General features: G+C 42.8%; 11 protein-coding genes and 3 pseudogenes. 4 read left to right on the top strand and 10 right to left on the bottom strand.

Going from position 1 to position 14,863, the window contains the following annotated elements:
* Positions 1-1,175 precede the first annotated feature (1,175 nt).
* Complete coding sequence (locus V7K48_RS27670; protein WP_335077367.1) at positions 1,176-1,559, top strand: nuclear transport factor 2 family protein; 384 nt, start codon at positions 1,176-1,178, stop codon at positions 1,557-1,559.
* A 524-nt stretch (positions 1,560-2,083) separates the two neighbouring features.
* On the opposite strand, the gene pyrR is transcribed toward V7K48_RS27670, so the two are convergent.
* From pyrR to V7K48_RS27685, 3 genes are all read right to left on the bottom strand, one after another.
* Positions 2,084-2,620 carry a bifunctional pyr operon transcriptional regulator/uracil phosphoribosyltransferase PyrR gene (gene pyrR, locus V7K48_RS27675; RefSeq protein ID WP_335077369.1) on the bottom strand — a complete coding sequence of 179 codons (537 nt, stop codon included), beginning with the start codon at positions 2,618-2,620 and terminating at the stop codon, positions 2,084-2,086.
* Between the two features lie 89 nt (positions 2,621-2,709).
* A complete protein-coding gene (cbiB, locus tag V7K48_RS27680) occupies positions 2,710-3,681 on the bottom strand; it encodes an adenosylcobinamide-phosphate synthase CbiB (RefSeq protein ID WP_335077371.1) in 972 nt (323 codons plus the stop codon).
* 238 nt (positions 3,682-3,919) lie between these two features.
* On the bottom strand, positions 3,920-4,360 hold the full coding sequence (locus V7K48_RS27685; RefSeq protein ID WP_334949528.1) for an Rrf2 family transcriptional regulator: 441 nt from the start codon (positions 4,358-4,360) through the stop codon (positions 3,920-3,922).
* Between the two features lie 387 nt (positions 4,361-4,747).
* Here V7K48_RS27685 and V7K48_RS27690 point away from each other — a divergent pair, with 387 nt between their 5' ends.
* Positions 4,748-5,161 carry an AbrB family transcriptional regulator gene (locus V7K48_RS27690; protein WP_334968942.1) on the top strand — a complete coding sequence of 138 codons (414 nt, stop codon included), beginning with the start codon at positions 4,748-4,750 and terminating at the stop codon, positions 5,159-5,161.
* Positions 5,162-5,637: 476 nt separating this feature from the next.
* Here the strand turns inward: V7K48_RS27690 and V7K48_RS27695 are convergent, their stop codons facing one another.
* Positions 5,638-7,542: a chloride channel protein gene (locus V7K48_RS27695; RefSeq protein WP_335077373.1), complete on the bottom strand. Its 1,905-nt coding sequence runs from the start codon at positions 7,540-7,542 to the stop codon at positions 5,638-5,640.
* Between the two features lie 473 nt (positions 7,543-8,015).
* Here V7K48_RS27695 and V7K48_RS27700 point away from each other — a divergent pair, with 473 nt between their 5' ends.
* Entirely contained in the window at positions 8,016-8,402 is a 387-nt protein-coding gene (locus V7K48_RS27700) for a hypothetical protein (RefSeq protein ID WP_298920869.1), read from the top strand.
* 129 nt (positions 8,403-8,531) lie between these two features.
* Positions 8,532-8,717, top strand: a pseudogene (locus V7K48_RS27705) (dehydrogenase); the annotation flags it as partial.
* A 297-nt stretch (positions 8,718-9,014) separates the two neighbouring features.
* On the opposite strand, the gene V7K48_RS27710 reads toward V7K48_RS27705, so the two are convergent.
* The 6 genes and pseudogenes from V7K48_RS27710 to V7K48_RS27735 all read right to left on the bottom strand — a co-directional run.
* Positions 9,015-9,878 carry a fructosamine kinase family protein gene (locus V7K48_RS27710; protein ID WP_335077380.1) on the bottom strand — a complete coding sequence of 288 codons (864 nt, stop codon included), beginning with the start codon at positions 9,876-9,878 and terminating at the stop codon, positions 9,015-9,017.
* Between the two features lie 906 nt (positions 9,879-10,784).
* Positions 10,785-12,065 (bottom strand): M16 family metallopeptidase, encoded by a 1,281-nt coding sequence (locus V7K48_RS27715; protein WP_335077375.1) that lies wholly within the window; start codon positions 12,063-12,065, stop codon positions 10,785-10,787.
* Between the two features lie 574 nt (positions 12,066-12,639).
* Positions 12,640-12,930, bottom strand: a complete 291-nt coding sequence (locus tag V7K48_RS27720) for a hypothetical protein (RefSeq protein ID WP_335077377.1) — start codon at positions 12,928-12,930, stop codon at positions 12,640-12,642.
* A 10-nt stretch (positions 12,931-12,940) separates the two neighbouring features.
* Positions 12,941-13,135: a hypothetical protein gene (locus tag V7K48_RS27725; protein WP_335077378.1), complete on the bottom strand. Its 195-nt coding sequence runs from the start codon at positions 13,133-13,135 to the stop codon at positions 12,941-12,943.
* Positions 13,136-13,180: 45 nt separating this feature from the next.
* Positions 13,181-13,603 (bottom strand): annotated as a pseudogene (locus tag V7K48_RS27730) (hypothetical protein).
* 34 nt (positions 13,604-13,637) lie between these two features.
* Positions 13,638-14,225 (bottom strand): annotated as a pseudogene (locus V7K48_RS27735) (M48 family metalloprotease); the annotation flags it as partial.
* Between the last annotated feature and the right edge of the window lie 638 nt (positions 14,226-14,863).

The raw sequence follows: 14,863 nt of genomic DNA on the forward strand, positions 1-14,863 counted from the left end.
ATTTCTTTGGGATCGGAGGAATTCTATTTGTTAAGTCAATATTAACCACTAAGCATATGTAGGGATCAAGTAATTTCAATAGGTTTTTTGGCTGTTTTACGAATTTATCAGCCCTTCTGGGATCGAATTGTCATGTTTTCATGATATTGCAAGCTATTTAGATGTTGAGCGATCGCCATAATATAAAATTTTCATGACATTAAGCTATGGGTTAGCCAAAAACTGCAATTCACAAAGAAAGGAGTAGGATTCAAAGGGATTAGGCGTGGGGAATTGAAAAAGAGGCAAGGGAGCAGGGAGCAGGGGGGATAGTCTTGCTCACTTGGATTTAAGGGTAAATCTCACCCCACCCTAACCCTCCCTAATGTATTGGGGAGGGAACTGGATTTCTGATTTTCACCCAATACATCGGGGGGATTAAGGGGGGGTAATTACCACCGTAGCCTTTTAGGAGAGAGGAATGGAAGTTGAGGTCAGAATGTATTGTATACAAACGAAAAGTGCTATAAATTCCTATATCCATGCAGCGCGATCGCTATGATTAGTTGACACCATCCCAGCAATGCGAAAAAGTTAAATCAAGAGTGCTGAGTTGAAAGTATTGAGTTTGACCAAACTAAAAAAGGCGATCGCTCCCAGTATAAACTCAAATGACTAACCTGATTTTGGTTGTAGACGACGATTTCATGCGGATGCATCTGGGTGAGCTATTGATACAAGCAGGGTATCAGGTGGTAGAAGCGAGTAACGGTTTAAAGGCATAGATAACTTTATTACTATTATATATATAGCGAATTCCGACGATTTAGCAACAAAGTTTATTGAGTCGAGACAGGCTAAGACAGCGCAATTATGAATGAGGAATGCTATTTTAAATACAGCGTATATCAAGTAAAATATTGACCAATGGTGAATAATCTGCAACAACCGCGAGAATACGATCTGTGCTTGGTGGTAATATTCCATCGCTAGAAGATACAGCAATTCTAGGTAGTATTGAAGGGGTAAAATTACGGTTAAAAAATGTAGAACCAAAGATGAAAATTGCCGGACTTTAGGAATGCTATTTTCGATCCAGCATATATTAAAGCCAACTGTTAATAATTTTTCAAACTTGAGAGTTATAATTTAGTGACTCATAACTCCCACTTTTAAGTTTTAATATTTGATGACCCATGACGAAGGATGAAGTCTTAGCGGCTAATGCAGCTTTTTATCGAGCTTTTGAAAGAAAAGATATTGAGACAATGAGTGCAGTATGGTCACAAGGGACTGGTAGTTTTTGTATTCATCCTGGAAGTAATATACTGCGAGGTTGGAAGGAGATTCGCACCTCTTGGGAGCAGATATTTAAAAACACAGCTTACATCGAAATCAACACAGATATAATTGCTACGGATGTAACTGATAATATTGCTTATGTTGTGCTGAGAGAAAATGTGTTCCAAGTTGTAGGTGGGAGAAGACTTGAAGCACAATCAACAGCTACAAATATATTTCAATTTCTCGGCGGGAAGTGGTATTTAGTTCATCATCACGGCAGTCCAATTTTGCGGTGATGGAGTGGGAGAGTGGGAGAGTGGGGGACACGGAGACACGGAGACAATAACTGCTGATTGGCCCATGTTTTACTGTTAGTGTAGCGATCGTAGCTAAGTTTTTCAGCAGAGAACTTGGAACCCAAACCAAAAGCGCTATATCCCTCTTTTAATGACTAATGACCAGGACTTACGCACAGGTAACGGAAAATCGTAGACGCATACTCCTACGGAGAAGCAAGCTACGCGTAGCGTCTGTCTGCGACACGCTGCGCGAACGTAGAGAAGCGGCTTGCCGCAGGCTACCGCAGAGTCCGCAGAGAAGCCAGTACGCCCTTCTCCCTTGGCGTTAGCCTCTCCCTTTGGGAGAAGGGGAGACGCCAAGGGTGATAGCGCAGCGGTAGCGAGCCTGCGAGCGTCTGCGGTTAAGAGACTTGTTACCCCTCCGGGGAAGCAAGCTACGCTCTTAGCGTTCCCGTAGGGTAGCAACTGGCGTGACACGGAGAAATAAGAGTTTCACAGAGTTCTTGTGTAAGTCTTAATGACTAATCTCCAAGTAATTCCACTGCATCTCGTCCATCAGAATTTTGTAAGTAAACTTTGACAATTTCTTCTTTAGCAGTAGGCAACTTCTTGCCAATAAAATCTGGGTGAATTGGTAATTCTCGATGGCCCCTGTCTACTAACACAGCCAAACGAATTACCTCTGGTCTACCGTATTCGTTGACTGCGTTTAAAGCAGCGCGAATCGTCCGTCCTTTGAAAATCACATCATCCACAAGTACAACCGTTTTCCCCGTAAGGTCAAAAGGAATTTCACTTTTCGTTGGAGTCCGCAATCCAATTTTGTCGAGGTCATCTCGATAAAATGTAATGTCCAAAGCGCCGACTGACACGGTTACACCTTCCAGCGTCTCAATTTGACGCGCCAACAATTCGGCTAATAATGCACCTCTGGTATAAATACCAAGAAGCACCAGTTGAGACAAATCACGCGTCCTTTCCACAATTTGAGAGGCAAGGCGAGTCAAGGTCCGACGGATTTCTTCTGATGAGAGAATTTCAACTACTTTGGCAGACATAGCGAGTGATAAGTTAGGAGTGATGAGTTAAGAGTTAGGAGTTTTTATTCTTTACTCCTAACTCCTAACTCCTAACTTTATATTTATCATTACCTATTTATGAGTATTAAGAATATAGCGATCACTATCCCTAACCATAGCAAAAAACAGTATCGAGTCAGCTGCAAAGCATTCTGAATAGAAGTTGCAGTAATGGGATAAATAGGATCTCCTAGCAGTGGTTTGTATTTAGCTACCCCGTGATAGCAATTTATACCCCCCATCTGCACACCCAAAAAAGCAGCATAGGCGCACTCACTCCAGCCAGAATTGGGACTAGGATCGTTAATTGCATCCCGACGACAAATTCGCCAAACATGCATCGGTTTACCTGATAACAGCGCCAGAGTCACGACTGTTAACCGACAAGGTAGCCAAGTCAAACAATCTTCCAACCGCGCACAGAACCATCCCAAATAAGTATAGGGTGCTTCTCGGTAGCCCACCATTGAATCAAGTGTACTGCTGGCTTTGTATGCTAAAGCTAAGGGAGTTGGCCCCACAACTGGCACAAAGACACCAACAATTGCATAAAAAAGCGGAGCCATTACCCCATCGGTGGCATTTTCTGCAACCGTTTCTAAAATGGCTCGTGAAATTTCTGCTTGTGAGAGGTTTTGTGTATCTCGACCAACGTAATTACTTAAAATCTTACGAGCCTTCTCCAAATCTCCTGTTGTTAAAGGTTGTAAAACAGCCACCGCTGCTGCTCGCAAACTTCTGCCAGCAAAGCAACTAGCCAAAAGAATACTATCTATTGCAATTCCCAACAACGGATGAACCCATCTGGCACTTTGAATAATCAAAAAGCCAACAAGACTGCTACCAATTATTAGGATAATACCTAGTACAATTCCAGCTAGGCGTTGTGTTAGAGAATTTTGACACAATTGGAGAGAAAATGTGGTCAGGCGAGAAATTACCCACCCCATAACTTGCACTGGATGTGGCCAATCCCAAGGATCGCCAATTAAGTAATCTAAAAGTGCGGCAATTATTAAGATATAGATGCTATTAGTCATAAGTCACGAGTCAAGGGTCAACCAATTTTGGATTTTAGATTTTTTTGGTTTCTGTCCCGTCCAAGCGTGGGCAGAACAAATCCAAAATCCGACGCTCCTACGTCGCTAACGCTAACGCTGCGCTATCAGCAGCCCAGTACCAGTACTTCTGTAGCGAGACGCTAACGCGAACGTCCCACTACGCTAATGTGGTTGGGGTCAATCCAAAATCTAAAATCCAAAATCCAAAATTGATTAACTAAACCACAAAACTAGCTTCTTCCCCAAGGGAAGCTTGCCAGCTACGAGCATCGTAATACAGGTCTGCCAGAGTAATACTGTACAAAGCTTCTTTGAGCTTTTGGTTGAGTCTCTGCCAGAGGCTAAATGTTACCCAATCTTCAGCTTGTGCAGGGGCTGGGGTGTGATGGGGTAAATGGCTAGTCTCGCCAACTGCTTCTAAAATTTGTCCTATAGATATTTGTGCAGGCTCTCTTGCCAATTGGTATCCGCCGATGCTACCACGAATTGATTTCACTAAAGATGCACGACGCATTTCTATTAGTAGTTTTTCGAGGTAAGGAGCTGGGATATCTTGGCGTTTGGCGATCGCTCTGACAGATACAGGGCCATATCTTGGCTGTAAACTCAAATCTAGCAACGCCTTCACACTATAGTGTCCTCTGGTAGTTAGTTTCATTTTGGCAAGCTTTGTTGTTTAGTCAATAGTCCAGAGTCCAAATATTGACCCTTGACTCTTGACCAGGGATCAGTTTTACTTATCATTTTGTGACTCAGTTATCATCTAAAGCTTATTAACAACCTTTTGAGCATTAGTTTAGAAAACTTAAAATTTGTCTAGTCTAGCAGTGATTCACAAAGTATATATATAGTTATCAGCATTGCCAGCATTCTCTAAAATAGATTGTCTTAGCAATATTGTTAATCACATAACAATTGTGCCTATGAGTGTAATATACTTGGCTAGGTTGAGATAAAAACTAAAGGATTATGTTCCTATTAGCTCAACGTCAGCTAAAATAAAATCGATTCAAACACTTCAAACATTCGTTTTCGACCTAAGTTGATGCCTAAACAGAAAAAAATTGAACCCCTACTCGGTGATGAACTGCTCAAAAAAGTTAAAGAGCTAGAGAGCGAGAGCAAAGAAGACAAAGCCAAAAAGTGTGGCTACTATACCGTTACCAAAAACGGTATAGAGCGCGTCAATATGATGAAGTTCTTAAATGCCCTAATTGATGCCGAAGGCATTCAGTTGGACAGTACACCCAGTGCTAATGGGCGTGGTGGACGTAGTGCTAGCTATAGAATTAGTGTGCAATCGAATGGTAACTTACTTATAGGTTCAGCTTATACAAAACAGATGAATCTTAAACCAGGAGATGAGTTTCTGATCACTTTAGGCAAAAAGCACATTCGTCTGAGACAGGTAGATCCAGAAGATCGGGAAGATGATGAAGCCATAGAAGCCACAGCTTAATAATATAGTCAAGAGTCCAAAGTCAACAGATTTTAGACTTTCCTGCGGAACGCTACGCGAACGGCTACGCTCAGTCGAACGATTTGAGATTTTGGATTGACCCCACCAATAAACGGATGGGGCTTGAAGATTTTGAATTTTGGATTTGTGTCACCTACAAGAGGTGAAAGCGCGTAGCAAGACGTTAGTCCGGCATGAACTTAAAAGACGCAAGGATAGCGCAGCGTAAAGCCTGCGGCATGGCAACTCTTAGAGACGCTAAGACGCTACACGTAGCTTGCTTCCCCGTTCGCGTTAGCGTCTTTGTTGGCGCAGCCTCTCCGTAAGGAGAAGGAGAAGGGGTACGTTTAGAGCGACTGTGCGTAGTATCTGACTGGCTCTAAGCGAACGCGAACAGCGTGTCGCAGACAAAACTTGCTAACGCTATCGCAAATCCAAAATCTAAAATCCAAAATCCAAAATTGATAGACCTTTGACTAATTATTAATAACTATATCTGTGGTGGGTAAGACTGGTAAATAGTGGCGAAGTGCCTTGCGCGTAACTGCTAAATTGCAGGTGAATGCAATTTGCTCTCTTTCTAGTAAACCCAAAATGCGATCGGGTTTGTCTCGTGCTACCACTGGTAATTGATGCAAACCTCGAAGAGTCATGCGGTCTAAAGCCTCAGATAATAGTTCATCCTGCCATGCGTAGAGGATTTCAGTAGTACAAATGTCTATGAGGGTTTGGCTGGATAAATTATCTGGAATTTCAGTTAGCGAATTTGGGTAAGTTTGCCAAAGAGCAAGGGCACGGTTAATATCTTCCAGAGAAAGTATACCAACTAATTGCTCTGTTTCATCAATTACTAAAGCACTCCGGGCGCGATCGCGTGTCATTTCCACAGCTGCATCTAAGACTCCAAGGGTTGCAGATAGCTTTTTTGGACAAGGATACATAGCATCTTCTACCAAAATTTGCTCTACAATTTCCGCTTTTTCATCTTTCAATTCAGAAAGACCAATTTGTTGTAGGTTAGAGTTAGAGTTAAAAGTTGGTTTAATCCTTTCCACTAGCCAAACACTCAAACCCACAGCTGCCATCAACGGTAAAACAATGCGATAGTCGCGGGTTAATTCAAACAGCATTAAAATAGCCGTTAACGGCGCTCTGACACTAGCAGCCAGCACTGCCGCCATTCCTACCATTGCGTAAGCTGGGGGAGCCGCCATCTGATCGCAAATTGCCGGGAATGCCACAGCCAAAATTTTGGCGTAAGCTGATCCAAAAGAAGCACCTAAAAACATTGCTGGTGCAAACAAACCGCCAATGAAACCACTACCTGTACTAATTGCAGTCATCAATAGCTTCACCACCAACAGCACCACCAACAAGTAGAGTGGAAACTCCACATCCTGAAGCATCGCTTCTACAGTTTCATAACCGACGCCCAGAATTTGTGGGAAGTGCAAAGCAACTGCGCCAATCATCACACCGCCAATAATTGGATGAATCGGCTCAGGAATTCGTCCTAAAAAGGCAAAACCTGGAACCTTACCAGCAAAGCAGGCTTTTGCTACCCGAATTGATTCTGTATAAGTTAGAGAAACTAGGCTGGCCCCTAAACCCAAGCCAAGATAAAGGGGTAATTCCAAAGGACTGCGGACTTGGTAAGCAGGTAAATCAAAAGCAGGTTGTGTCCCCAAACCAATTTGGGCAATTAATGCTGCTACCACCGCCGCTAGCAGCACCACACTTACAGCAGAAGTAGCGAAAGATGTCGCTCCCATTACCACCTCTAGGGCAAAAAAGACTCCAGCTATAGGAGCATTAAATCCAGCAGCGAGTCCAGCTGCCGCGCCAGCACCCAACAGCAAACGTTGTCGTTCTTGAGATACATTCAGAATCACAGACAACAACATCCCAAAATTTGCGCCAATTTCTACACTCGGCCCTTCTGGTCCCAAAGAAGCACCGCTTCCCAAAGAAACAGATGCGGCCAGCATCTTCGTAACTGGTCGTAATGGTCGCTTAATCTCTGTTCCTTGAGAGGCGGCGATCAGAGATGAAAGTTCAGGGCCAAAGTCTTGAGTGCGCCAGCGCATCAAGCCAACGATTAAGCCGCCAAGGGTAGGAACGCAGGCTAAAGTCCAAGCACCCCAGATGCCGATTTGACCCATTAAATTTTCCAGCATCAGCTGGTGAATCAGCTGGATTAAATAGTGAAAGGTGACTACACCCATACCAGTACCACCGCCAATGAGCATGGCTAAAAACAGCACAACGGTTTCTGGGGATGGTTGAAAACGATTAATTAGGTGAGCTAAACGAGCGGAAGGTGTAGGAAAGGCAGGTTGTTCCGTTACCTTCCTCAGCTGAGTGGGAGGCAAGAGAGTCATTCAGAGGCGCGGTAAATGTAAGAAAAAATTTAAATTTTATCTGTTACTTCTCATTGTGAGCCATTATTTAGCAACCAGACAAGTAGACTTTATTTGCTTGATTTATAAAGCTTTAGCAAAAAATGTCATTGTGCAAAATTTTTGTGGGGAGAATGGTTAAATGGGAGACAATTATTATTTGAGGGTCAACGAGGGCTAGTGGGGTGCGAGTGGGCGTCAACGCTATTGCTTTCTAAAGACAACAGAGTTTTTGCAGGCTGGGTGGATACACTCGCAAACATTAACTAGAAGTCATCCTTGCCTAAATCTAGCTATACTCGTGTTACGACCATTGAGCCATCCTTTGTAGTAATACAATGTATGTATGATTTATGCCTGATGTCAGACCATACTTGGAAGTCTGCTAAGTATTGATCGGCATTCAATATAACTATTGTTATAGAGCGAGTAAATGGACTAGGCGGACGAGGTAAATGAATATACACACCTTTGATAATCATTATGTTACTTGCCCAATTTGCCAAAGAAATGCTACACCAAAACTAGTTAAAACGCGCATGGGCTTGTTTTGCTGTCCCTATTGCCAGGAACGGCTAGTAGTTTGCCAAAGCGGTCATTATGTTCGTGATCCGTTTACTTGGAGACAATTGATGATTTCTTCGGCGCTACGTCGTCAAAGCCGACCTTTAGCTAGAATTATCAGAGATTTTGTCTTGCTGAAGCGTCCTATGGTAGCCTTGGCTGTAGGAAGTGCCATTTTCTTTAGTGCGATCGCCTTGACTCAGGAAAGGACAAATTACGATCGCCAAATTTTTCCCACAACAGAGAAAGTTAATGAACTAGGAAACAACTCTCAGTAAATGGATTACTTTAGTATAAATCAAATTTTACTTTGATTTTTGTAATATTATAACTAACATACTTCTGTGAAACCGTGTCTTATTCGCTCCAAATAGGACACGGTTTTACATTATGTCCGCTTAAAGATCCGTCCTGGTGCAACAGTCAACTTATTCGGTGGATGTCCACGGGATACAAGTATTACCGTCAACACAGAATGGCTACACTACAGCGAACTTACCATCAAAGGCGTGTTTCATAATACACTGAAGTATGTGCGATCGGCGTTATCACTGTTAGCTAGTCGCAAAATTCCTTTTGAGTTACTTGTTAACGCAAGTTGCGGGTTATAACCCTCTTCTGTCACTCTCCGAAAACTTTTGCCATTTCTGAATTCTAGAGCTTTTGTATACGAAGCAATCACAAGATTTTTTCCTAATAACAAATACAATAACCAAGTTTTTGTAATAGGATAGCTTGTATTGATTGACTGATAAAGCTTTTAGAAATTCCCCTCCCGGAGAGTGACAGAAGAGGGATAAAAGGACAACGCATTAACAATGCATCCCGACACATTGGCATTGCAGGGTATTGCCAAATTTAATTCGCTACGAATTAATGAAATGTTGTACTTAGCGCAAAATCTGGTCAATCATCCGGTTCGCCTGGGAACCATAACCGCCCCCAAATAAATTGAAGTGATTCAAAATGTGATACAGATTATAGAGCGTTTTTCTCTGTTCATAGCCTGGGTCTAAAAGAAAGACTTCGTTGTAACCTTTGTAAAACGCTGCGGGGAACCCACCAAACAATTCTGTCATGGCAATATCAACTTCGCGATCGCCAAAATAAGTTGCTGGATCAAAAATCACAGGTTCTCCTGAGGCTGTACACCCAGCATTTCCGCCCCATAAATCACCATGTACTAAAGAAGGTTGCACCTGGTGAGCCGCCAATAGTTCAGGGATAGCTGCTAGTAATTTTTCTTGCTGAGGGAAATTTCCTCCCTGTCGCCTTGCCAACTGAAATTGATAACCCAGGCGATGTTTAATATAAAATTCTGCCCAGTCTGCTGTCCAAGTATTGATTTGGGGCGTTGAACCAATGGTATTGTTAATTTTCCAACCAAAACCTTGGCTACTGCTAGCTTTATGCATCGCCGCTAACTTGCGCCCCATCTCTTCCCACAAATTGCTGTTACCGCTAGTAAGTTCTAACCATTCCAGTACGATATAGCTAGAATTACCAGCTACACCCCAGCTTAGAGGTTTTGGGACGCGAATACTAGCTGTTGCTAGCATTTCTTTTAAACCCAATGCCTCAGCCTCAAACATCGCAACTTGGGATGCTTGGTTAATCTTGACGAAATAGGTTATCTCACTATTGGAAACAGCATAACCTTGATTGATGCAGCCGCCACTAACCGATCGCCGTTGCTGACTCTGAAATTTTTCGCCAGTCACCTGGCTAATATGAGCATCGATTTGAGTCCACATCATTAAATTGGTCAGTAGGGAGTGGGTAAACTTTTGTAAACAAAGGGTGTCTTCTGCGAAAAACTTATGAGTCGGAAATGATAACTCAACAGATACTGCGCTGTCAAATTATCAAGGAGGATTTTCTTATGAACTTTTATAAAGAATTGGCAGGCTCTGCATAAAACTTGTGAGCCGTAACATATGAAGTAAATGGTTATTAGCTTGATACAAACTAATTGTGATTTACTTCATATGCAATCCAAGGCAAAAGGTGGAGAGTCAATAAAACTACCTTAGTTTCAGGAAGTGTGGTTCGGATTGCGTTTGCTTTGTCACCTAAAGTAGTACAGAAACACGGAAGCCTCATCTATTTATAGCGAGTCGGAAGTGCGACACAGTCATTGGGAGACGCTCAGATAATCCGGGTTGGCCAGGCTTTTTTAAGGGTCAAATAGGCTTTGTCCGACTTGATAAACGGGTACTGTCATCTCAAGAGATTAAAGCAATTGCCGCTAAGAAACCGTAAATAAGTTATACATTTGGGCGATCGCTTCGGGTCACTTAAGCAATAAAATTCCCTTCAAACGAAAAATTGAGGGGTTTATGCTAAAAGCATTCGTGATATTTGGGACAAGATTACTTTTGTCAACTAGTGATTATATTTAAAGCTTTTTGATAAACAGAGTATAAAGTGGTATTTATATACTGCCTTTTGAGAGCAAGTATGGCGATCGCCATTTTATTGTCCAATCAGATTTTTTAATCACCTGATTTTTTGACTTAGACGCTTGAAAATCAGAGCCTTTTAGGAAATCAAACAGTCCTACCCATCTCTTTGAAGTTCTGAGCGCCAAAAACCGGCGCTCAGACTTCTCTTTTTGTTTTCCTTTTCTCTTCCCAATGCCCAATCCCCTATTTTCTCATTTACGGTTTGACGACAACTACACCATAAGCATTTGGGGAAAGATACTCTTTGGCAGCTTGGATCAAGTCAGTTGTATCTTGGCTCTGAATGATCGCTGGGTAGTTAAAGGCGGGTTCTAAATCTCCCACCAAAGATTGATAATAACCATACAACCCAGCGCGATCGCTTGGTGTTTCATTGCCAAAAACAAATCTGTTAGCTACTCGCCGCTGCACACGGGCAATTTCTGAGTCTGTGACCAACTCAGTTTGGACTTTGCGAATGTGTTGAGCGATCGCATCTTCTACTTCAGCTAAATTTTCTACTGCACATTTAGCTGAAATATAAAATGTCCCTTGTAGCTGATTGCTCATGTTGCTCACAGAAATTGAAGAAACCAATCCCCGTTCTTCTCGTAAATCCCTTACCAGTCTTGATGTCCGTCCGTGTCCCAAAATTCCTGCTAAAACATCCAATCCATAGGTGCGATCTAACTGGGTCATTCCTGGAACCCGCCAAACCATTACTAGCCTTGCTTGCTGGAGACTTTCATCTATAAATTCTTGACGGACAATTTCTGTAAATGGTGACTCAGTGCTGAGTGGGAAGTGGGGAGTGGGGAGTGGGGAGTACTGAGTTTTAGTGACTTTTGTAAATCCTTCTGCAACAGTTGCAATTAATTCTTCCACAGGCAAATTGCCCACAGCTACAGCAGTAATTGACTGGGGTTGATACCAACTAGCATGAAAATCCCGCATCTGCTGGGGTTTAAGTTCGGCAATCACCGATTCTGGCCCCAATACCGCCCGGCGATAAGGTAGCTCGGTAAACGCTGTCTCCATTGCCCGTCGAAATGTCCGCCGCTGGGGATTATCCTCCGAACGCCTAATTTCTTCTAAAACTACTAATCGCTCACGTTCAAAAGCATCATCAGGAATACTAGCGTTGGATACTACATCTATTTGTAATGGAGCCAGCTCGGCAAAATCTTTGGGCGCAGTAGTTATATAGTAATGAGTATAGTCTTGGCTAGTAGCAGCATTGGTAACAGCACCCCGTTCTTCAATTCGCCGTTCAAACTCGCCGCTAGCCAGTCGTTCTGTTCCTTTAAAAATCATATGCTCTAAAAAGTGAGCCATGCCGTTAATGGCATTAGATTCTACCGCTGAACCAACTTTAATCCATACGTTGAGGTTTACAACTTCAACTGGCATCTGCTCCGCGATGATTGTCAAACCATTGGGCAACTGATGCAGGGTTGGGGTATTAAGACGAGGAAATTTCCGCAGGGTTGAAGTCATTGCTAATTGTGTGAAGAGCTATGTTACTTCTTTATCTTATCCGTCACCGAAAATCATTGAGCGCAAGCCCCTGCTTTCAAGTAGCGATCGCTAGTTTACCCGGTACGCCAAAGTTGCTTGAAGAGTGTAGCAACCGATTGCCGCTAGATTTCAAATCTTCTGAGTTTACAGCAGTTTTAATTTATTTGAACCACATCTGTTGTAGGGGCACAGCATTGCTCATACGTGTCAACTTAAGCCCAAACACTCAATTTTCCGTTCTTTTAGATCCCCTAACCCCCAATGAATTGGGGGCACTCGATTTTAGTTCCCCCCTTTTTAAGGGGGGTTAGGGGGGATCAAAATCTAGGTGGTAGATCGAAAAATTTTCACTCTTCTGATCAGACTAGGCTTTCACGTTAAATTGACACTAATGAGCGATGCTGTGCCCGTAGGGCGTGGTCTATTTACCTGAAAATTGCTGTAAGGTGATCCGCCTGCAATTCAAATCGCTGGCTAATAGCAATATACTATAAAGGCACACAGATATCATGGGTGTCAATTTAGTACAGTTTTGCATAAAAGCGTAGCGTTTTTAATGCAGGGAACGCATTCGCATTGTCAGCCGACACATTGGCATTGTCAGCTGACGCATTCGCATTGTCAGCCGACCATTCGCATTGTCAGCTGACACATTGGCATTGTAAGCCGACGCATTCGCATTGTCAGCTGACACATTGGCATTGTAAGCCGACGCATTCGCATTGTCAGCTGACATATTGGCATGGTAAGCCGACGCATTCGCATTGTCAGCTGACATATTGGCATGGTAAGCCGACGCATTCGCATTGTCAGCCGACGCATTCGCATTGTAGGGTATTGCCAAATTTAATTCGCTACGAATCTAATGAAATGCTGTACTTAGAGCCAGGGGGAACGGAATTCGTTCGCCAGTTGCTCATGGGGCAATCCGCTTGGGTTAACGCCAAAAACCTTAAACTGTGTAGGTTGGGGAGCCACTGCGTTGCGGTGAATCCAGCGCTGTAGGCGGGTTTCCCGCCGTAGGCGACTGGCATGCGGTTTCTAGCCACCCTTTTAACTACCTCACATTTGTCTCTAGATCCGCATCACCCTATTTAACGAGAGTAAGGGTTATTGAAAGCTTCCCAAGCAGCAATAGCCGCCTTTTGCAGGCGAAAGCTGAAATCTACTAAGTCTTTCATCATCAAGTGCCAGTTTCTCTCGGCTTCGTCCTGAATTACCGCCCAAGAGTTTTCTAAGCGATCGCGTTCTATCAATTTCCTCCCTTCAATTAATTCCTGTGCTTGACGCACAGCTTTCAAATAGGTTTCACGCGTGAGAGTACCTGCTGACTCAGCTTGAACGCGTCTTTTTAGCGCCTCAATCAGCGCTTTGGTTTCGCGCTTCACCTCATCACTTTCACCAGCCATTTCGGTTTATACTAATTCGTCGGTTTGAGAACTAATTTCTACAATTACTATGGATTCGGTAGATTCAATTAGTGTGGGTTCAAAGGATTCGATGTTGTTAGCATTCATAGTTAAAACATCCTTAATTGCAAAGCTTACTTTTGGTCGCAGCCACCGGTGCAAGCATTACTGTTAACAAAACTCCCATTGGATTTGCACCTCTGTTGTCATCTCGTGAACCACCACCAAACCATAGGCTGTAACTAACTATTTGGGCTAGGAATGAGATAGCACCAGCAACAGTAGCAGCAACAGCTTGTGTGAGGGTGTCACGATTGATAATGTGGGTGAGTTCGTGGGCGATAACGCCTTCGAGTTCATCCTCTGGCAATATATTCAAAATGCCTTCAGTAACAGCCACAGCAGCGTTTTCTGGATCGCGCCCTGTAGCGAAGGCATTAGCACCTTGGCTAGGAACAATGTAAACTTTGGGCATGGGAATGTTAGCGCGATCGCTTAATCTCTGCACCATCCGATAAAGTCCTGGTGCTTCCCTTTCACTCACAGGCTGGGCCTGGTATACTGCCAGCGCAATCTTATTTGATTGATACCACGAAAATAGATTTGTTACTGCTGCTAAAGCTATTCCTATTATCAAGCCACTAGTACCGCCAATTACCCAGTAACTAATTGCGATTAAAAGACCACTTAGCGCAGCTAGCAAAGCAGCCGTTTTCAATTGATTTGTCATATGTTTGCTCTCCTGCTAATGCTGTGTAAATTTTCTCTAAAACAGCATTACTTAAGCTACATTTTGATTGTATCCAGCTAAACTTAGATATATGGTACAGAAAACCAATCAGATAAGTAGGGTTTTCTCACTTAATTTTTATAAATACTAATTTAGTTGTTTTTTGAGCCTTTATTTCTTGGTAGTAAAATTTCTCTTTAATAGATAACAAAAAAGTATCTATCTATAGTAATAAATTGTTTATACAGTTGAAACTACAAGTGCGATGCCTACGCCATTAGTTTTAGATACAGACACTAATAGAGGGTTCCGAGTCTATCCCTTGTGCTTCATAACATTGCATTTTTGACACTCTCAGCACGCTTTGTGACTGAGATTCTTGATTCAATGAAGTCACTTGCTCATACAGGATTGGATAATGAGCAACCATCATAATTTTTTGATTTGGACTGTCTACTCCAATCCCTAATACCCAGTAAAGAGTCCCCTTTACCTATAGACCTTTGCTATGCAGCCAATTGATAAACAGGTCAGCAATAGCTAATACCAATTCACGAAAAACCTGATACAAATAAAGCATCAAGAATAAAACCCCAACCTGTAATTGAAGCAATGATTGATGTGTTTAATTTCTCAAG

The sequence above is a fragment of the Nostoc sp. genome (assembly GCF_036919615.1).
Lineage (GTDB): Bacteria > Cyanobacteriota > Cyanobacteriia > Cyanobacteriales > Nostocaceae > Nostoc.

Excerpts from the sequence above, each read along its gene's own strand:
- V7K48_RS27685 (WP_334949528.1), bottom strand. The coding sequence starts at position 4,360 with ATGAAACTAACTACCAGAGGACACTATAGTGTGAAGGCGTTGCTAGAT.
- cbiB (WP_335077371.1), bottom strand. The coding sequence starts at position 3,681 with ATGACTAATAGCATCTATATCTTAATAATTGCCGCACTTTTAGATTAC.
- V7K48_RS27710 (WP_335077380.1), bottom strand. The coding sequence starts at position 9,878 with ATGTGGACTCAAATCGATGCTCATATTAGCCAGGTGACTGGCGAAAAA.
- V7K48_RS27700 (WP_298920869.1), top strand. The coding sequence starts at position 8,016 with ATGAATATACACACCTTTGATAATCATTATGTTACTTGCCCAATTTGC.
- V7K48_RS27690 (WP_334968942.1), top strand. The coding sequence starts at position 4,748 with ATGCCTAAACAGAAAAAAATTGAACCCCTACTCGGTGATGAACTGCTC.
- V7K48_RS27715 (WP_335077375.1), bottom strand. The coding sequence starts at position 12,065 with ATGACTTCAACCCTGCGGAAATTTCCTCGTCTTAATACCCCAACCCTG.
- pyrR (WP_335077369.1), bottom strand. The coding sequence starts at position 2,620 with ATGTCTGCCAAAGTAGTTGAAATTCTCTCATCAGAAGAAATCCGTCGG.
- V7K48_RS27695 (WP_335077373.1), bottom strand. The coding sequence starts at position 7,542 with ATGACTCTCTTGCCTCCCACTCAGCTGAGGAAGGTAACGGAACAACCT.
- V7K48_RS27670 (WP_335077367.1), top strand. The coding sequence starts at position 1,176 with ATGACGAAGGATGAAGTCTTAGCGGCTAATGCAGCTTTTTATCGAGCT.